The organism is Planococcus liqunii (assembly GCF_030413595.1).
Classification (GTDB): Bacteria; Bacillota; Bacilli; order Bacillales_A; family Planococcaceae; genus Planococcus; species Planococcus liqunii.
The window spans coordinates 3,555,410-3,573,145 of sequence record NZ_CP129238.1 but is presented as its reverse complement, the minus strand read 5'-3'; the positions used below and the strand labels follow the sequence as shown (position 1 = coordinate 3,573,145).

General features: G+C 48.3%; 18 protein-coding genes. 10 read left to right on the top strand and 8 right to left on the bottom strand.

Annotation, left to right across the window (positions count from 1 at the left end):
* Window positions 1-29: 29 nt before the first annotated feature.
* Complete coding sequence (locus QWY22_RS17645; protein WP_300982116.1) at window positions 30-701, top strand: HAD family hydrolase; 672 nt, start codon at window positions 30-32, stop codon at window positions 699-701.
* A gap of 197 nt (window positions 702-898) precedes the next feature.
* Here the strand turns inward: QWY22_RS17645 and QWY22_RS17640 are convergent, their stop codons facing one another.
* Window positions 899-1,483, bottom strand: a complete 585-nt coding sequence (locus tag QWY22_RS17640) for a TetR/AcrR family transcriptional regulator (RefSeq protein WP_300982115.1) — start codon at window positions 1,481-1,483, stop codon at window positions 899-901.
* Between the two features lie 151 nt (window positions 1,484-1,634).
* On the opposite strand from QWY22_RS17640, the gene QWY22_RS17635 reads away from it, so the two are divergent.
* The gene (locus QWY22_RS17635) at window positions 1,635-2,369 is read left to right on the top strand and encodes a glucose 1-dehydrogenase (protein ID WP_300982114.1); all 735 of its coding nucleotides are present in this window, start codon (window positions 1,635-1,637) and stop codon (window positions 2,367-2,369) included.
* Between the two features lie 236 nt (window positions 2,370-2,605).
* Window positions 2,606-2,857, top strand: a complete 252-nt coding sequence (locus tag QWY22_RS17630) for a YbyB family protein (RefSeq protein WP_300982113.1) — start codon at window positions 2,606-2,608, stop codon at window positions 2,855-2,857.
* Window positions 2,858-3,043: 186 nt separating this feature from the next.
* On the opposite strand, the gene rpoN is transcribed toward QWY22_RS17630, so the two are convergent.
* The 4 genes from rpoN to QWY22_RS17610 form a co-directional block, all read right to left on the bottom strand.
* Window positions 3,044-4,339, bottom strand: a complete 1,296-nt coding sequence (rpoN, locus tag QWY22_RS17625) for an RNA polymerase factor sigma-54 (RefSeq protein ID WP_300982112.1) — start codon at window positions 4,337-4,339, stop codon at window positions 3,044-3,046.
* 165 nt (window positions 4,340-4,504) lie between these two features.
* Window positions 4,505-5,869: a branched-chain amino acid transport system II carrier protein gene (brnQ, locus tag QWY22_RS17620; RefSeq protein ID WP_300982111.1), complete on the bottom strand. Its 1,365-nt coding sequence runs from the start codon at window positions 5,867-5,869 to the stop codon at window positions 4,505-4,507.
* 39 nt (window positions 5,870-5,908) lie between these two features.
* Window positions 5,909-6,892 (bottom strand): proline dehydrogenase family protein, encoded by a 984-nt coding sequence (locus QWY22_RS17615; protein WP_300982110.1) that lies wholly within the window; start codon window positions 6,890-6,892, stop codon window positions 5,909-5,911.
* A 16-nt stretch (window positions 6,893-6,908) separates the two neighbouring features.
* Complete coding sequence (locus QWY22_RS17610) at window positions 6,909-7,892, bottom strand: proline racemase family protein (protein ID WP_300982109.1); 984 nt, start codon at window positions 7,890-7,892, stop codon at window positions 6,909-6,911.
* 186 nt (window positions 7,893-8,078) lie between these two features.
* Here QWY22_RS17610 and QWY22_RS17605 point away from each other — a divergent pair, with 186 nt between their 5' ends.
* Window positions 8,079-9,446 (top strand): sigma-54 interaction domain-containing protein, encoded by a 1,368-nt coding sequence (locus QWY22_RS17605; protein ID WP_051413930.1) that lies wholly within the window; start codon window positions 8,079-8,081, stop codon window positions 9,444-9,446.
* A 292-nt stretch (window positions 9,447-9,738) separates the two neighbouring features.
* Window positions 9,739-10,497: a TerC family protein gene (locus QWY22_RS17600; protein WP_300982108.1), complete on the top strand. Its 759-nt coding sequence runs from the start codon at window positions 9,739-9,741 to the stop codon at window positions 10,495-10,497.
* A 78-nt stretch (window positions 10,498-10,575) separates the two neighbouring features.
* On the opposite strand, the gene QWY22_RS17595 is transcribed toward QWY22_RS17600, so the two are convergent.
* Window positions 10,576-10,731: a hypothetical protein gene (locus QWY22_RS17595; RefSeq protein ID WP_300982107.1), complete on the bottom strand. Its 156-nt coding sequence runs from the start codon at window positions 10,729-10,731 to the stop codon at window positions 10,576-10,578.
* A 197-nt stretch (window positions 10,732-10,928) separates the two neighbouring features.
* Between QWY22_RS17595 and QWY22_RS17590 the strand changes: the two genes are divergently transcribed.
* The 3 genes from QWY22_RS17590 (at window position 10,929) to QWY22_RS17580 (ending at window position 13,188) form a co-directional block, all read left to right on the top strand.
* Window positions 10,929-11,255, top strand: a complete 327-nt coding sequence (locus QWY22_RS17590) for a YnfA family protein (RefSeq protein ID WP_300982106.1) — start codon at window positions 10,929-10,931, stop codon at window positions 11,253-11,255.
* Window positions 11,256-11,350: 95 nt separating this feature from the next.
* Entirely contained in the window at window positions 11,351-11,791 is a 441-nt protein-coding gene (locus QWY22_RS17585) for a DUF4357 domain-containing protein (RefSeq protein WP_300982105.1), read from the top strand.
* 254 nt (window positions 11,792-12,045) lie between these two features.
* Window positions 12,046-13,188 (top strand): amidohydrolase, encoded by a 1,143-nt coding sequence (locus tag QWY22_RS17580; protein ID WP_300984423.1) that lies wholly within the window; start codon window positions 12,046-12,048, stop codon window positions 13,186-13,188.
* Between the two features lie 57 nt (window positions 13,189-13,245).
* Here the strand turns inward: QWY22_RS17580 and QWY22_RS17575 are convergent, their stop codons facing one another.
* Window positions 13,246-15,462, bottom strand: a complete 2,217-nt coding sequence (locus QWY22_RS17575; protein WP_300982104.1) for an MMPL family transporter — start codon at window positions 15,460-15,462, stop codon at window positions 13,246-13,248.
* Between the two features lie 254 nt (window positions 15,463-15,716).
* On the opposite strand from QWY22_RS17575, the gene QWY22_RS17570 reads away from it, so the two are divergent.
* Window positions 15,717-16,139 carry a YybH family protein gene (locus QWY22_RS17570; RefSeq protein ID WP_300982103.1) on the top strand — a complete coding sequence of 141 codons (423 nt, stop codon included), beginning with the start codon at window positions 15,717-15,719 and terminating at the stop codon, window positions 16,137-16,139.
* An 89-nt stretch (window positions 16,140-16,228) separates the two neighbouring features.
* Here the strand turns inward: QWY22_RS17570 and QWY22_RS17565 are convergent, their stop codons facing one another.
* Window positions 16,229-17,074 carry a metallophosphoesterase family protein gene (locus QWY22_RS17565; protein WP_300982102.1) on the bottom strand — a complete coding sequence of 282 codons (846 nt, stop codon included), beginning with the start codon at window positions 17,072-17,074 and terminating at the stop codon, window positions 16,229-16,231.
* Window positions 17,075-17,305: 231 nt separating this feature from the next.
* Here QWY22_RS17565 and QWY22_RS17560 point away from each other — a divergent pair, with 231 nt between their 5' ends.
* Window positions 17,306-17,662, top strand: coding sequence for a DUF4181 domain-containing protein (locus QWY22_RS17560; RefSeq protein ID WP_300982101.1), 357 nt, complete (start codon window positions 17,306-17,308; stop codon window positions 17,660-17,662).
* Window positions 17,663-17,736 lie beyond the last annotated feature (74 nt).

Sequence of the window (17,736 nt, the reverse complement as noted above, 5' to 3'; positions counted from 1 at the left end):
ACTTATTTAAGTTGAAAGGGAGTTGCACCATGATCAAAGGAATCATTTTCGATTTTGACGGACTCATACTTGATACGGAAACCCATCATTACCGGGTGCTTCAGGAAATATTTGCGGAATACGGCAGCGAACTGCCGATTGAGCGCTGGCAGCGGGAAATCGGCACACAGACCGGCTTTTCGCCGTTCCATTACCTCGAAGAGCTGATTGAAGAGGAAATCGAGCACAATCATTTGCAGGCGCAGCTGAAAGAAAAGTTCCACGTGAAACTTGCTGAGGAAAAAGCAAGGGACGGCGTGGAGGACTATTTAAAGGCGGCAAAAGAGCTGAGATTGAAAGTAGGACTTGCCTCGAGCTCCGATTATGAATGGGTGTCGAACCACCTGAAGAACCTGGGCTTGTTCGATTACTTCGACTGCATCCGGACTTCCGACGATGTGGAAATCGTGAAGCCAGACCCTGCTTTGTACGTAAAAGCGGCGGAGTGCCTGGGGCTCAAACCAGAAGAATGCGTGGCATTCGAGGATTCGGCCAACGGCTCGCTTGCGGCAAAACGCGCCGGCATGGGCTGCGTCATCGTGCCGAACGAAGTGACACACACGATGGATTTCTGCGAAGTCGAGCACCGGCTGGAATCGATGGCCGATATGCCGCTTGGGGAATTGATCGACCGGTTGAATGGATTAAAGGTGTCGAAATAGAAAACCCGGGGCCGAATGCTCCGGGTTTTCTTTAATAAACTGTGGATAGAAAAGAGGAAATATATTTATTTTTATCCACATGTGGATAACCATCGAAGAATGACGAAACGGCAAAGTTATCCCCGTTTTGGGAGAGATTCATCCACATATCCAGTGCCCGCCGGGGGAATCGGCGGGTTTTTTGTTGTTATTGTTCATTACTCGTCGATTACTACAGCGCCGCCATACATTTTGCCGTGCAATGCAGCCAGTTTGTTAGCCATCGCCAGCGGTTCTTCTTTGAAGTCTTGATTGATCCAGTAGAGAAAAAAACCGAGGCTTCCGTATGTCATGAAATAGTTCAGTGCCGGCAATTCCACATCACTTGCTTCTTCCAGCCGCAGCGATTGTTCGGACACCTGGAAAAGGCTTTCGCAGAACTGGTTCTGTGAGCCCGGCAGCACTTCGCCTTTGATGACAAGTGAAGAAATCCGCTGGTTCTGGTAGAGGAATTCAAAAATTGGGAGGTGCCGCTCTGCATCGGACGAGGAAAAACGCTCCAAGTGCTGAAAGCTTTTGCGGAAGTAAGCCTGAAGCTCTTCCAGGTAGTCGTCCACAATAGCAGCGAGCAGCTCCTGCAGGTCTTTGTAATGCGAGTAGAACGTTACCCGGTTGCACCCGGCCTGCTGGGTGACTTCGGTAATTGACAGCCGGTTCAGGTCTTTTTCCTTCAATAATGTGAGCAATGCCGTTTTCAGCTTTTTTTGGGTGCGCATCGTACGCCGGTCTTCGCTGTTTGTCATGTGGGAACCTCCTGTATCGTCCGGAAAAGAACGCATTCGTGAATTTATTATGACATCAAACCATTTAGATGGACAATCAATAAATTTATCTGTAAATTTACATATGTAGTTTATTTTAGTTTAACACATTCGATTTTTAGGAGGAAAACACATGGCTCGGTTAGAAGGAAAAGTTGCCATCATTACGGGAGCGGCACAGGGAATGGGTGCGGCCCATGCACAGAAATTCATTCAAGAAGGCGCAAAAGTCGTGTTGACGGATTTGAACGAAGAAAAAGGAAAGGCGCTTGCTGCGGAACTGGGAGAAAATGCATTGTTCATCAAGCAGAACGTCACAAGCGAAGCAGACTGGGCAAGCGTTGTCGAAGAAGCTGAAGGAGCGTTTGGACCGGTTAACGTATTGGTCAACAACGCCGGCATCACAATGGCGAAATCGATTCTGCAGACGACGGAAGAAGAATACCGCCGCATCGTCGACATCAACCAGGTTTCCGTCTTCCTTGGCATGAAAGCGATTATCCCATCCATGCAAAAAGCAGGCGGCGGTTCGATCGTCAACATTTCCTCGATGAACGGCTTGGTGGCCGGTGCGATCGGCTACACCGATACAAAATTTGCGGTGCGCGGCATGACCAAAGCGGCGGCGATTGAATGCGCGCATTACGGCATCCGCGTCAACTCGGTGCATCCGGGCGTCATCGCGACACCGATGATCATGCAGGAAGACACGAAAGCGGCTGTTGAAGCATTCGCCCAGCATATCCCGTTAAAACGCGTCGCCCAGTCGGAGGAAGTTTCGAACATGGTGCTGTTCCTGGCATCGGACGACTCCAGCTATTCCACAGGTTCGGAATTTGTCGTAGACGGCGGCATGACAGCACAGTGAAGGAACAATAGCCTCCAGGTCCAAGATGGGTCCGGAGGCTTTTTTCTGTAGGCAATGCCTTATTGGCGGAAACTTCTTTGATCTGCCTTTTTTAAGTGGTCTATAAGGGACATCTTGCCTTTGAAGACATGTTTCTGCCCGAAGAGGGAATAAGAAGAATGAATGACGGATCAAACCAGGTATTTTCTCTTCTCCAAGAAAGCGGCGGATTAAGGGATAGAAAGGAGCTGATAGCAGTGGGTAAAATCACCAAGCTAGTTGGAGCAGCGGGAGCTGTTGCAGGAACGGCCTATCTTTCAAAAAGTGAAAACCGGAAAAAGGTAAAAGCGCAGCTGAACAAAGCGGCGGAAAAACTAAATTCCAAGTATGTCCGGAATTTAGGAAAGCCTTCAGAAATCGACGATGCCGAAATGGTGGATGAAGGCGCAATGACAAGTGTCCGGTATTACAACAAACTGCAGCAAAAGTCTTTGGATTCAAAGCATTAGTATAAAAGCGAATAGCAGAACCCTTTCCAGATAATTGAGGAAAGGGTTTTTTGTCGGTTACTCTATTGAAACGCTTAAGATGTTCCACAGATTTGGAATTTGTGGTGGACGGTGGCGTGGCGGCTCATTAATCTATGAAAAATGAAAGCCTTCAAATCCATCTTGGATTTGAAGGCTTTTTCGTCTTTATAATTCTTTTCGCCCATTGGCCGAAGGAATGTTCAATTCATCCCGGTATTTGCTGATGGTGCGCCTTGAAATGGGAATACCTTCACTGGCAGCCAAATAGTCAGCTATTTTCTGGTCGGAATAGGGCTTGTGCTTATCTTCATGCGAAATGAATTTTTTCATTAGCAATTTCACTGCGGTCTGGGATACGCCATTGCCTTCGGAGTCCATCAGTTTGGAAGAAAATAAACGCTTCAACTCAATAGAACCAAAAGCAGTTTGAACTACTTTGTTTGAAACGGCGCGGCTTATTGTGGATTCGTGCATGCCGATTTCGTCTGCTACGTCTTTAAGCGTAAGCGGGTTCAAATAGTCGAAACCAAGTTTGAAAAAGTTCTCCTGACGGTCTATTAGGACATCCGTAATTTTGATGAGAGTATCTCGCCGCTGCTCGATGCTCGTAAGAAGCCATTGAACTTTCTGTAGTTGGCTGCTGATATAGCCGGAGGCTTCGTCTTTGGGCCGATGGGCGGGCAAATAGCATTTATTTATATGGATACTGGGCAAATGGTTGTCATTTAACTGAAAGCTAAGCTTGTTATTCACAACTTCTATAACGATGTCGGGTTTTAAATAGTGCGGAACAAAATCGCAAGTGAATGAGCAGGGTTTTGGCTGAAGTGTGCGGATCAGCAAATGAATTTCTTTGATTTCCTCTAAAGAAATTTTCAGCAGGGAAGAAAGCTCTTTCCATTTCCGTGCGGCCAGCAAGTCTAAGTGGTGCTCCACCATTTTTTTTGCGGCTGTTTTTTCAGGATGCAAATACTGGATTTGCAGCAGCAGGCATTCTCTTAAATTCCGGGCGCCGATTCCTGCAGGGCCGGCTTTTTGGAGGAGGTGAATACCTGTTTCAATCTGGTCTTCGCTGAACGGTCCAGCCGGTCCAGGAAAATCCAGATAGCCATTGTCGTCCAGGTTGTAAATCAGAAATTTCAGCAGTTTTTGTACGGCTTCATCAGAGTAAATAAGTTTGGCATTGCTATATAAGGAGTCTCTTGTATTGTCTGCGCTGCTGGCAATTGCTTCAAGCGGCATTTGCGGGCTTCGTTGAATAGGGAAGGAGCGTGGAATCTCTGCAGGGCCAAGTTCTCTATTCTCCTTTTCCTTCAGTTCAATGAGCGGATTTTCCATTTCCTGTTCCCGGATGTAATGTTCGAGCTCGGCAGTTGAATATTGCAGCAGTTCAATCGCCTGCCTTAGCTCAGGAGTCATAGAGAAATTCAGTTTTTGTTGCTGATGAAGTGCGTTTTTCATAATGGACCTCCTTTAAAACAACTACACACAGATATAAAGAAATAATAAGCGCTATTGTAACATGTTTTTTTAGGAATTTTCAAAAAAGATCAGCGGTATTCGTCAACACCGCTCAAAACACTAAAAGAGCCAGCCGCGTTTAATGGCGGCTGGCTTTATTCGTTTCTAGTTTAAATTTACTTGCTCGCCCGGATTATTTGTAATCAGTTCGGTGCCTTCCTGGCGGCTCTTCGCAACAAGGAACCCGACGAAAAAGCCGACGATGCCAGTGGCAATCCACCCTGCCCCATTTTCGAAGAGGGGGATAAAGCCGAATGCCCGGTTGATGGCATCGGGCGCAATTCCAGCTTCCTTCAAAGCATCCAATACAGCAACGATGCCGACGCCAATCATCGTGCCGATATAGACAGAACGATGTCCTTTAAATAGATTGTTGGTGAAAATCAGGACAATCAAGGCAATGGCCAGCGGGTAAAGCAGCAACAGAACCGGTGAAGCCATTGTCAAAATTGTGGTTAAGCCGAAGTTGGTGATGATGAGCCCCATCAGTGCAAACACAATCAGCCACTTTTTATACGAGATGGATGGCATCAGCCGTTCGAAATATTCGGCCACTGCTGACAAACACGCGACATTAGTCGTGATGCCAGTCAGGAAAATGACTGTCCCGATAAGGAAGATGCCGATCTGGCCGAACAGTACAACTGCACTTTGCGCCAGAACTTCGCCGCCGTTTTCTTTGTAGCCGATCTGGTCAATGCTGGTAGCGCCGAGCCACGCCATTGATACTTGCAGCAGCACAAGGCCGGCGACAGTAATAAGGCCTGCTTGGATGAAGACTTTCGAAATCGTTTTGGGTGACTGAATGCCGATGGCACCGATTGATTTGATGAAAATTCCGCCGAACACAAAAGCGGCGAGTACGTCCATTGTATAATAGCCCTGTGTAAAGCCTTCCAGGAATGCACTGCTGGTGGAAATGTATTCGCCCATTGGCTTGCCGAAGCCGCCCATTGGCGTAATCAGTGATTTAGCAATCAGGATGATCAGCAATATACCAAAAATCGGGGTAATGATTTTCCCGAGCCGGTCGATGAATTTTGTTGTGTTCCATGACAAGATCACCGTTAAAACAATAAACAGCACTGAAAAAACAAACAGGAACAGTGCATTGTTTGCGTTTTCAGCCATCAGCGGAAAAACAGCGATTTCATAAACGACAGAAGTTGTCCGTGGAATCACATAAATCGGACCAAGTGTTAAAAACAGCAGGATTGAAAAAACGATGGCAAAAACCGGATGCACGCGTGATGCCAATTTCTCCACGGTCCCGCCGCCGCGTGTCAAAGCGATAATGGCAAGCAGCACCAGGCCGACGCCTGTCACTAAAAAACCTGCCATGGCAATCCATGTATTGGTGCCTGCCTGCTGGCCAACCATTGGCGCGAAAATGACATTTCCTGCACCTAGGAACATGGCGAAAAGCATAAATCCGATAGCGAAAATTTGGCTGAATTTAATTGATTCCATCTTAACCTTCCCCCTTGAATGTGTAATATGGAGCGTATATTAGCCTTTTGCTGATCCTTTGCTTAAACGGCCAAGTAAGAACATGCCCATTCCCATGCCGATCATTGTATTTGTTTTTTTGTTGAAGGTTTGACGGACGACCAGATTTAAATTCTGTGGGCGTTCGGCCAAGCGGCGCATAAAATAGCCATACCAGTCGTTGCCGAACGGAACGTACGTACAGAAATTATAACCTTTTTTGGCCAGCTCCAATTGAAGCTCTTTGCGGAACCCATACAGCATCTGGAATTCAAACTGGCTGTTCGGGATATTATGTTCGTTTACAAACTGCAGTACATGATTGATGACATGGTGGTCATGTGTTGCAATTGATGTGAACTTTCCGTGAAGCAGGTGGTATTCGATTAATTGGATGTAATTGGTGTCAATTTCCGCTTTTTCCTGATAGGCGAGTTCGGCTGGTTCTTTATAGGCGCCTTTGACGATGCGGAGACGATAATTCTTGTATTTTTCAAGGTCTTCTTCCGCGCGGAAGAAATAGGCTTGGATGACGGTGCCGATATTGTCGTAATCCTGGTGCAATTCTTCGAGAATATCGAATGAAGGCTGCAGATGTGAATGGTCTTCCATATCGAAATTGACAAAAATAGTGTAATCATGTGCCTTGGCGACAATATCTCGCAAATTTTCCAAGCAGAACTTGTAATCGATATCGAGGCCAAGTTGGGTCGGCTTTAAAGAAATATGGGCATCCAGCTGGTGCTGGTGAATAGCGTCAATCACTTCTAGAATCTGTTGTTTCGCCTGGAGAGCTTCTTCTTTTTCGAAAACAAACTCCCCAAGATTGTCTATCGTAGCAGAAATGCCTTCCGCATTTAATTTGCGGATGCTTTCCACCATTTCTTCAATCGTAGTGCCGGCAACGACAGATTGCGCTCCAAGTTTTAAGCCCCAGCGCTTTGCCGCTCCATTTAATGCTTTATTCTGTGACAACATCATAAAAAAATCTTTTGTTGCGTTCATTTTTATTCGCCTCCGTCTATTTTAATAGAAAACCTTCTGCAAATGGGTCGGTTACGTCCAATGAAAATTGGTGCATTCCTGTAACCCAAGCAGAACCGGTGATTTTCGGGATAATTGCTTTGTAGTCGCCAACTTGGGCATCTGCTATTATGGCTCCTTTAAATTTCGAGCCGATAATGCTTTCCTGAATGATTTCTTCGTTTTTTGCAAGGGGCAATGTAGCGAGTTTCGCGCAAGTGCCTGTGCCGCAGGGGGAACGGTCCAACTGGCCGTCGCCAAAGACTACGGTGTTTTTATAATGGTGATCGCCGTGTTTCAAACTGAATTCGACCAGGTCGACAGTGGAGATGTCCGGAATTTCGGGATGGGCGATGGTTAATTGTTCATTTGCTGCTTTGCGGATTGCAATGCCAAGGCGCGTAATTTGATCCTGCTCATCGATTGACAGTTCCAGTCCGAACTGTGCGGCATCCACTATGGAAAAGAAACTGCCGCCGAATGCAATGTCCATTTGAACTGGGCCAACCTCAGCCACATCAACTGATACGTTCTTTAGGAACAAGAAAGACGGGACATTGACGAACGATACTTCTTTCACACGCTCGTTTTCGTAACTGACAAAGCAAGTGACGGTGCCTGAAGCCGTGTCGAGAAGCAAGCGGTCTTTCTTTTCGATGAGGCCATGGTCGATTGCAACCGTTACAGAAGCAATCGTCCCGTGCCCGCACATATTCAAGTAACCGCCGGAATCCATGAATAGAACCCCAAGGTCACATTCCGGATTGCAAGGCTTTGTCAAAATGGCGCCGAACATATTGAGATGCCCTCGCGGTTCATGCATCAATAGTTTTCGAATGGAATCAAGGTGGGTTTGCATGTACTGCTTTTTTTGCATCATAGTGTCACCCTGGATTTCAGGGATCCCATCAATAACGATGCGGGCAGCTTCTCCCATCGTATGGGCATCTATTGTTTGGATTAGTTGCTCAGAAACAATCATTTGGGTGCCTCCTCCGAATAATGAATTCGCTTACATAGTTATTAATATGCAAGAAGCATGCCAACTTTCAAAAACCCATTGGAATAAACATTAAAAGAATTTTCTGTCTCTCAAATATGTACAGAGTGTTTACAAGAGTGTAAAGTGTTAATTAACAGAAGGTCTACAAGAGAGCAGGTGGCAATCATGAAAAGCGAGGCAGAAAAGAATGGCCAATATTATTTAGAGGCTTTACTTGAAACAACATCGGAAGCAATTTCCATCGTGAATGAAGAGGGAGAAGTACAATATTGGAACGATAAAGCGGAAAGCCTGTATGGCATTTCGAAAGAAAAAATTGTTGGGGAAAAGATAAACAAATTCTTTGAGAAAGAGGACTTGAAATTACTTGAGATTTTAAAAACCCGTGAGCCGGTGTTCAATGTATATCATCAGCCGCGTCCAGACAAACATGTCCGAATCAGCTCATCGCCGATATTCAATGCGTCAGGCGCACTGGTAGGAGCGGTAGCCATTGACCAAGACATTTCTAATATTGTGCAGCTCAATGAAAAACTGTCCCTGACGACAACGGAACTTCAAAAAGTTAAGCAGCAATATAATCTAAAAGCACAGAATGGACCGCTTTCAAACATCAAAGGACAAAGTCCGGCTTTGCAGACCATTAAGAATCTGACGCTAAAAGTGGCGAAGACCAATGCTACAGTTTTAATTCAAGGAGAAAGCGGGGTCGGAAAAGAGCTGTTTGCCCAAGGCATCCATGAAGCCAGTGCCCGGAGCAATGAAGCATTCATTCCAATCAATTGCGGAGCGATCCCGGAAGCGCTGTTCGAGAGCGAATTTTTCGGTTATGAGAAAGGTTCGTTTACCGGAGCAGATAAGAACGGCAAGGCAGGGAAAGTGGAGAAGGCGAACGGCGGGACGCTATTTCTGGATGAGGTGGGCATGCTGCCGCTAGATATGCAGGTTAAACTGCTGCGTGTCCTTCAGGAACGTGAAGTATCCCGAATCGGCGGCCATTCGCCGATTAAAGTGGATATCCGGATTGTTGCTGCAACTAACAGCGATTTAGAAGAAATGGTCAGAAAGGGACAGTTCCGGGAAGATTTATATTATCGTTTGAACGTCGTTACGCTGAAAATTCCGCCGCTGCGCGAAAGAGTAGAAGACATTCCGGTGCTGATGGAAAACTTTCTCCATGAATTTACCTTTAATCACCATAAAGAGCCACCTGTCATTTCAGAAAAGGCCCTTGAGCTTTGCGTGAACTATGATTGGCCGGGGAATATCCGTGAGTTGCGGAATGTGGTAGAACGGATGGTCATCCTTATTGATGGCCCGTCCATCAAACCCGAAGATCTCCACTATATCATGCCTCGAATTTCAGAAGAGACAAAGCAAGGTGGATTGGCACAAGAGAAAAATCAATTAGAAAAAGAACATATTGCACAAGCACTTCTTGAAACTTACGGAAACAAAAGTGCAGCTGCAAAACTGCTTGGAATTTCACGCGTCAGCTTGTACAAGAAAATCAGCCAGTACGGAATTAACTGAATGTAAGAGTAAATCCTGATCTTAAAGAAGAAAGCCCAGAACGAAGCTGCGCCATAATTTTGACAAATTCTAAAGTTCACAGACTACTTGCACAGGTTATAATAGGAGTAACAACTCAATAGACTTTTGACTTTATGTCGAAGGGGAGTAGCTGTAGGGAAACCTATTTCACAGTCGTCATTACATGGTTCGTAGCCATCGGTTGTGATAGCAATCAATTTTGCTTAGCGAGACCTTTGCCTTTTATTAGGCAAGGGTCTTTTTTGTTGGCAAAATTAAAGGAGGATGAAAGATGGAAGCAATTTTATTGGAGTATTTATGGGTGCTGTTGGTCCTGGTTGCATTGGAAGGTTTGCTTGCTGCCGATAATGCGGTGGTCATGGCGGTCATGGTCAAGCACTTGCCGAAAGAGCAGCAAAAAAGGGCGTTGTTTTACGGATTGATGGGGGCATTTGTATTCCGCTTTGCTGCGCTGTTCATGATTACGCTATTGGTGGATGTGTGGCAGATCCAGGCGCTCGGAGCCGCGTATCTATTGTTTATCGCATTCAAGCACATTTACGATCAGCGGAAAGGGAAAGAGCATTCCCTTGAGCCGGAATCGACAAAAGGGTCCGGCTTCTGGATGACGGTGTTGAAAGTTGAACTGGCGGATATCGCCTTTGCGATTGATTCAATGCTGGCAGCCGTTGCACTGGCAATAACGTTGCCGCATCTGGGCGATTTTGAAATCGGCGGGATCAACGGCGGCCAGTTTGCCGTCATGCTTGCCGGCGGATTGGTCGGAATTGTCATCATGCGTTTTGCTGCCCATAAATTCGTCAAGCTCCTGGCAAACTACCCGCAACTGGAAACCACTGCTTTTGTCATTGTCGGCTGGGTGGGTGTCAAGTTGACCGTCCTTACCCTGGGGCACGAAAAGCTCGGGATTCTGCCATATGACTTTGCCCACTCCACAGAATGGAAACTTATTTTCTGGGGCGTGTTGCTTGGAATCGTGGCAGTCGGCGCGTTGATCAGTGTGAAGAAAAAGAAAGAAAAGGCAGCGTAACGGCGCAGTACATGAAAAACGAAAGCCCGCGGCTCCATTTTGGATCCGCGGGCTTTTGCGTGAAGCAGGCCGCTTCGTTTACTGCCTGCTGTTTTTCATCAGTTTGATGAGTGCATCCAGCCGGACAGCGATGTAAATCAAAACCATGGCTCCGACACCGGTCCAGATGGAATCGTGGAATAAACCCAGCAGGACTCCGATTGCAATATACATTAACAAATTTCTGTTTATCAAAAAGGCACCTCTCCCATAACTGTTATGAGCGTATAGATCGAAAGAAATTATTGGGTTTTAATACAAATACTTACAATTTAATCATAGCATAATTGTCTTCATTAAAAGGTCAGCTGAAAAAATCATTCGAATTCTTTGGCATTAATTGCTACGATTGACCAAAGGGAGTTTGCCAACAGACAGGGGGAGCAAGAACCGTGGTTTATACTGTTTTCTTATTCATCCTCGCGGGACTGGCGGAAATCGGCGGCGGTTATTTGATATGGCTGTGGCTCCGGGAAGGGAGGCCTTTGTTTTGGGGGATATTCGGCGGAATCGCACTCGCCATGTACGGAGTGTTTGCGACGTTTCAGTCGTTCTCGTCATTCGGGCGGGTCTATGCAGCTTACGGCGGTGTGTTCATCATCCTTTCCGTTTTATGGGGATGGGGAGTCGACCGGAAAACGCCTGATTTGTACGACTGGGTCGGCGCAGGCATTTGCCTGGTCGGGGTATCGGTCATGCTTTGGGCTCCGCGCGGATGACACATACATAATGAGCTTGAAAGAGTTGTCTCCTTTTACGGGTCAGTCCTCTATATACAATTAAAGACGATTGATTGTATAAGGAGAGGAACACAATGGCCAAAGAAGTTTACTTGAGAAAAATCATTCACAACACCCACGGGGAATTGTACCAATTTCTCCAACTGGACCCGGCAAGCGGCGAAGAACAGGCGGTCTCCCCGTTTGAAATGGGAATGTTCAAGGAACTGGCACAGCAACCGGAACTGCTGTATATCCAGTCGAAGCGAGGGGCGAATGCCGTTGGCTACTGCAAAGGACAGGGCTTTGTCGTCAAACAGGGATCGAAATTCGCTGCCACGACTTCGCCGAAATGCCCGAAGAAATACATCAGATCCAGGGAGAAACTGGTACTCGAGAAGCGGCTCATTCCGTTTCAGCATCAGCTATTGGTGATGGAAGACATCGAATTCGACTCCCTGCAGGCCGCAATGGGGGCAGTAATCGGCGGTTGGGTAAGGGGTGCGCATGGCTGGAAGGAAAAGCCGGGCACTTAACTGCTGAGCGGATCAGATCCGGTCTGGCATGGCCGTGAAAAAGTGATAAAAATGAATGAAAAGAGGGCTTCCCGGAATTTATTCGGGAGAGCCCTCTTTTTCTGTGCAATTTCACAACGGCCATTGTAAGGTTAATGGTAGAAAGACCGAAAAATACATACGGACAAAAGGAGAGGAAGCAAGTGACTCAGGAAATAAAGACGAATTCTGCAAAACAGCGGCTGCTCGAACAGCTCGAAAGCCGCAAAGGCGAGATGATCGAGATCCGCCGCCATCTGCACCAGCATCCGGAGCTGTCATTCCAGGAAGAAAAGACGGCCGCGTTCATCGCGGATTTCTACAAAGGAAAAGACGTCGATGTACAGACACATACCGGCAATGGCTACGGCGTCATTGTCACCATCCTGGGCGGCAAGCCTGGCAAAACGATCGGGCTCCGGGCGGATTTCGATGCGCTGCCGATTTTTGAGGAAGCGGACGTGCCGTTCAAGTCGCAGAACGAAGGCGTCATGCATGCCTGCGGCCACGACGGCCATACCGCGTACCTGCTTGTTCTCGCCGACTGCCTGATCGGGATGAAAGAGGAACTATCGGGGACCATCAAAATCATCCACCAGCACGCCGAAGAAACACCTCCAGGCGGAGCGAAAAGCATTGTCGAATCCGGCATACTGGATGACCTCGACTATGTCTTCGGCACGCATCTGTTTCCGAGCCATCCGGCCGGCACGGTCGGCTACCGCAGCGGCTATGCCATGGCAGGGCGCACGTATTTCAAACTGCGCATCCAAGGCAAAGGCGGCCACGGCTCGACGCCGCATCAGGCGAACGACCCGATCGTCGCGGGTGCCCATTTTATCACGGCCATTCAGACTGTTGTCAGCCGCCGCTTGAACCCGTTCGAAATGGGTGTTGTCACGGTCGGCTCGTTTGACGCGAAAGGTTCGTTCAATATCATCAAAGACAGCATTGAAATAGAAGGCGATGTACGCTACATGAATGACCGGACGCAGGACATTATTGCCCGGGAAATAGAGCGCATCACGAAAGGCATCGAGCTGGAGTTCGGCGTGGAATGCAGCCTGACCTATACACCGGATTACCCGCCGCTTTGCAACGACGCGGAAGTCACGGCGAACGTCGTGTCTATCCTGCAAAACGCCGAGGATTCAGCGATCCAAGAAGTGGCGGAGTTTCCGGTCTTCTCCGGATCCGAAGACTTTTCGTATTACCTAGAAAAAACGCCGGGCATTTTCTTTTATATCGGCTGTAGGCCGAAAGGGAGAGACGAGATCTACCACAATCACCACCCGAAATTCGACATTGATGAAGACGCACTGCTGGTGGCCGCCAAAGCGGTTGCCCATATTGTCTGCAGCTACAGCGAAATTAAATAACGGAACAAAAAAACAGCCGCCCTTTAAAAGGCGGCTGTTTTCGATTGGTCTTAAATTTTACTGCTGCACAGCTTTTGTATTCGAAACGGCTTTGCCTTTCAGGCGTTCCGGCGCTTCCATCTCGTTCATGATGGTTTCGCCTTCCACATCGATGTTCGGCACAATCCGGTCAAGCCATTTCGGCATGTACCAGGCGGCTTTGCCCATCAGCAGCATAACAGCCGGCACAATCATCATACGGACGATGAATGCATCAAACAGAACACCGAATGCCAGCGCAAGGCCCATAACTTTCACCATCGGATCCGGCGCCATCATAAAGCCGGTAAAGACCGCAATCATGATGAGTCCGGCAGCGGTTACGACACCGCCGCTGTCGCGGAGTCCGGCAAGCACGGCTTTTCGGGCGTCGCCGGAATGAGTGAATTCTTCGCGCATCCGGCTGACCAGGAACATTTCATAGTCCATCGCCAGGCCGAACAGGATGCCGACCACGATAATCGGAAGGAAGTTCAGGACAGGGCCCGAAGTCGAGAAGCCGAAAAGTTCATAGAAATTGCCGTCTTGAATGACCCATGTGACAAATCCTAAAGTCGCACCAAGAGACAGGACGAATCCGAGCACCGCTTTCAGCGGCACAAGGATCGAGCGGAATACGACAACCAAGAGGACGAACGCCAGCCCGATAATCAGCGCCGCAAATACCGGCAGTGCGTCGGCCAGTTTATCGGAAGTGTCGATATTGACGGCCGTCAAACCGGTGACGAATAAATCCATGCCTTCGTAGTCGGCACCGCGGAGTTCATTGACAAGCTCTTTTGTTTCCGCATCATTCGGGCCGGTCACCGGATTCAAAGTGATGACGGCCATGTCGCCCGTTTCTTTCGGGATGACGTTTGAGATATAAGCCACGTGTTCCATCGCCGTAATGTCCGCTTGCAGCGTTTCCAGCTGGCTCAGAACTTCGCCGCCTTCTTCCGCTTTTGCGACAACGACAAGGGAAGCATGATAGCCTTCGCCGTATGCTTCTTTCAGAAGATCGTAGGCCTGGCGTTCATCGGTGTCTTCACCGTAGAAGCCGTCATCCGGCAATCCGAGTTCCATATGGAAAAACGGAATGGAAATGACTCCGAGAATGACCATGCCGGCAAGAGCGACCACCAACGGGAATTTCCCGACGAGGCGGGCCCACCCATTCATGAGCTTGCCGGAAAGTTTGACGCGGTCGGTAAATCGTTCACCGACCGTTTTCTTGCGCCCGGCCGGCGGGGCCATTTTATCGCCCAGCAGGTAAATGACAGCCGGTACGACGGTCACTGCAATGACGATGGCCAGAAATACGCCGACTGCAGCCGTATAGCCCATCATCGACAGGAACGGAATTTGCGGTACGGACAAACCGAGCAGCGCAATGACAACGGTCAAGCCGGCGAACACGACGGCGCTTCCGGCAGTGCCGTTGGCAATCGCAACGGCTTGTTTGATGGAATAGCCTTTTTCATATTCCTGGCGGAAACGCGACAGGATAAACAAGGCATAGTCGATGCCGACCGCCAGCCCGAGCATCGCGGCAAGCGACAGGCAGACGGTTGAAATGGAGGTGAAGTTCGTCGCGAATACAACGCCGAGCAGTCCGATTCCGAGGCCGACTCCGGCTGTGACAATCGGCATGCCTGCGACAAGCAGGGAACCGAAGGTGAAAAATAGGATCAGGAAGGCAGCAAGTACGCCCAGCACTTCCGTTGCCATTTCCATTTTAAAGGGATGCACTTCCACGTCACCCGACAATTCCGTCTGGATGCCGGCGTTTTCCGTGATTTGGGCCGCTTCTTTAACATGGGTGATCGATTCCTCGGACACATCCGCTGCGACTGTGTCGTACATGACCATTGTGTAAGCGATGGTCTGGTCTTTGTTGTAGTTCATCAGTATGTCGGGTGTATAGACCGCTTCGACTGCTTTGTCCTCCTGGACGCGTTGGACAACTTCGTTCAGTTTCTCCGCAATGTCCGGGTCCATCAAGGTTTTTCCGTCAGGCGCCTTGTGGACGAGAAGGATCTGGCCGCCGGCATTGCCGACTTCCGGGAATTCCTCTTTCATCATCTCGATTGTATCTTGCGAAGACGTGCCGGGAATCGACAGATCTTCATCAAATTCAAAGCCGTAGCCGAGCACAAGTCCGCCCATTACCAATAGCAGGATGAGTGCTGATGCAATCACCGCTTTCGCATGGTTCATGGACCATTGCCCTAATTTATATAGATATTTAGCCATAATAAACCCCTTCCAATTTTCCAAGCACTACCTATATTAATATAAAACGGAAGCGGAGTGCACGTCCCCGTGGTCCCCGGATTCAATTTATTCAGATGGAGCAGACACAGAATATTCAATTTTGGCCGCCAAAGGAAACGTCCTGCCAAAGCAGCGGCCCGCGCATCAAAAAGGCAACCGGGTTTACCGGCAGGAAATCGGATTGCCGGAGGCGAATGCTGTTAAAAACGATGTGCCAAGAAAGGGGATTTTATATGTTTGCGACTGTACAAGACCTGTTAACCAACTACACGGAAGCCTTGTACGCAGGGGATGCCGAAAAATTTTTGTCCGGATATGCAGCGGATGTCCATATATTCGATTGCTTTGAGCAATGGGAATACGGAGGAATCGAAGCATGGAGGGCTTTCGTAACGGAATGGTTCAGCGGAATGGAGCAGGAAGGAGCGAAACTGCGCGCCGAGGTGAAGAGCCAGACGGCCGAGGAATACGAAGACTCCGCCCATGTGCATGGCATTATCAGCTTTGCGGCACTTGATCAATTTGGCCAGCCATTGCGCAAAACAAAGAACCGCTTCACTTTTGTGCTCAGAAAAGTGGACGGCTCCTGGCGCATCGTCCATGAACATTCCTCCGTACCGGTCCATATGGAAGACGGCCGCGCCATTTTCGGTTAACAACCGAAGGCGGCACTCCGCAGTGGAATTTCACAGCATGCAAATAAAGACATTCCAAATTATGTAGGAATGTCTTTTTGCTTGAGAGCTTACGCTTCTTTTGTGGCGGCCGGCTCCAGAGCAATCCGGTGCTGAAGGTCGTTCAAGGTCCCGAGCGGATGCGGATTGAGCTGGAAATGGCTGATGGCGTTGCCGATCACTTGTGCCTGTTTGTTGAGTTCCGGGTCGTACAAGTCGATGGAGTGGATGGAAATCTCGGAGTCCGACACTTCGATGACGCGCACTGCCTGTTCATCGAGTACGGCGGCAATCTGCATAAAGCTCCACTGATCCCGTTCCACAATCGAATTGAAATGGTTATGGCCGTTGACATACAGGCCGCGTCCTTGTTTTTGGCTCAACACGGTCCACACCGGAATGTCGGGGTGGATGCAGAGCTTGCCTTGAGCAGAATTGGTCGTCGTGCCGTGGACGGGATGGTGGGCGAAGACGATCAGCGGCAGATCTCCGCTTCCTTCAACAACGTCATCGAACCAGTCAAGCTGCTCGGGGTCGATGGTGCCTCCCCAGTCCTTGGTGTCCTGTTCTTTGGCAGTGTCGAGAAAAGCGAGAGTAGCTGCATCAGTCGTGATGGCCTGGTAGCGCTGCTGCTTCGTGACCATCAGCACGTCGCGTCGCTTCATGCCGTAGACGTCGTGATTTCCAAGTACCTGGACAAAGGGTTTCTGGTGCTGGTCAATCAAAGCGTAGACTTCCTCCAGCTCCTCTTTCAGCCCGTAATTCGTCAAGTCGCCAATGGATACATACAAGTCTGCTTGAATGGAAAAAAAGCGTTCCAGAAACGTTTCGTAAAATGCGTTGCGCTCTTCTTCTGTCAACAGGTAGCCTTCTTCGAGTGCCGGATAATGCAAATCGCCGATAACTGCAATTTTCAAAGTCTCCATCTCCTCTCATTCGCTTACGTCATCCAGTATTGCAGACGATTGCTAAGCTGACTTAAAGAAGGTGTTAAACTTTGTAAATTTTCGGTTTTCTGGCAAGACGGGAAGTACCCGTGAAAAAATTTCAATCCGAAGTGAGAGGGGGCTGACTGCAAAATTGCTTTTATTTTGGAACATTCGCCCGTAAAGAACGTATAAAGACCAGACAGGGATGGGGGAATGATGATGGATTATTTTTGGGTACTCGTCATTTTGTTTATTGTGATTTTCGGGTGGGAATTCGTTCTGAGGAAATGGCTTGGCGTAGATAAAGGAAGCTTGGCTGAAACGCCCGCTAAGAAAATCAACCAGTGGGTCAGCGGCATCATGATAGTGCTGGTTTTGTGTATCGTTCCGTTTATGCTGCTTGAGGAAGATTCACGCTTTATCTGGTTTTTGATTGTTGTTTTTATCGCATCCAACTTGTTCCAGGCTTTTTTGGAGTGGAAATACTTGAAGAGCAGGAGACAATACTTGGTTACCTTGCTGCACCTCCCTGTAACAATTTCCATCTTGATATTCATCGCTTTTTGGTATTTCTAAACCTGTTGCTGACATCATTCAATCCTTTTGCTGTTAGCGGGAACCGGCTTTTATTATACTAAGCAGGGCAGGAT

Excerpts from the sequence above, each read along its gene's own strand:
- QWY22_RS17570 (WP_300982103.1), top strand. The coding sequence starts at position 15,717 with ATGTTTGCGACTGTACAAGACCTGTTAACCAACTACACGGAAGCCTTG.
- rpoN (WP_300982112.1), bottom strand. The coding sequence starts at position 4,339 with ATGAAAAACGCACTTCATCAGCAACAAAAACTGAATTTCTCTATGACT.
- QWY22_RS17560 (WP_300982101.1), top strand. The coding sequence starts at position 17,306 with ATGGATTATTTTTGGGTACTCGTCATTTTGTTTATTGTGATTTTCGGG.
- QWY22_RS17575 (WP_300982104.1), bottom strand. The coding sequence starts at position 15,462 with ATGGCTAAATATCTATATAAATTAGGGCAATGGTCCATGAACCATGCG.
- QWY22_RS17610 (WP_300982109.1), bottom strand. The coding sequence starts at position 7,892 with ATGATTGTTTCTGAGCAACTAATCCAAACAATAGATGCCCATACGATG.
- brnQ (WP_300982111.1), bottom strand. The coding sequence starts at position 5,869 with ATGGAATCAATTAAATTCAGCCAAATTTTCGCTATCGGATTTATGCTT.
- QWY22_RS17615 (WP_300982110.1), bottom strand. The coding sequence starts at position 6,892 with ATGAACGCAACAAAAGATTTTTTTATGATGTTGTCACAGAATAAAGCA.
- QWY22_RS17605 (WP_051413930.1), top strand. The coding sequence starts at position 8,079 with ATGAAAAGCGAGGCAGAAAAGAATGGCCAATATTATTTAGAGGCTTTA.
- QWY22_RS17600 (WP_300982108.1), top strand. The coding sequence starts at position 9,739 with ATGGAAGCAATTTTATTGGAGTATTTATGGGTGCTGTTGGTCCTGGTT.
- QWY22_RS17635 (WP_300982114.1), top strand. The coding sequence starts at position 1,635 with ATGGCTCGGTTAGAAGGAAAAGTTGCCATCATTACGGGAGCGGCACAG.
- QWY22_RS17645 (WP_300982116.1), top strand. The coding sequence starts at position 30 with ATGATCAAAGGAATCATTTTCGATTTTGACGGACTCATACTTGATACG.
- QWY22_RS17585 (WP_300982105.1), top strand. The coding sequence starts at position 11,351 with ATGGCCAAAGAAGTTTACTTGAGAAAAATCATTCACAACACCCACGGG.
- QWY22_RS17640 (WP_300982115.1), bottom strand. The coding sequence starts at position 1,483 with ATGACAAACAGCGAAGACCGGCGTACGATGCGCACCCAAAAAAAGCTG.
- QWY22_RS17580 (WP_300984423.1), top strand. The coding sequence starts at position 12,046 with ATGATCGAGATCCGCCGCCATCTGCACCAGCATCCGGAGCTGTCATTC.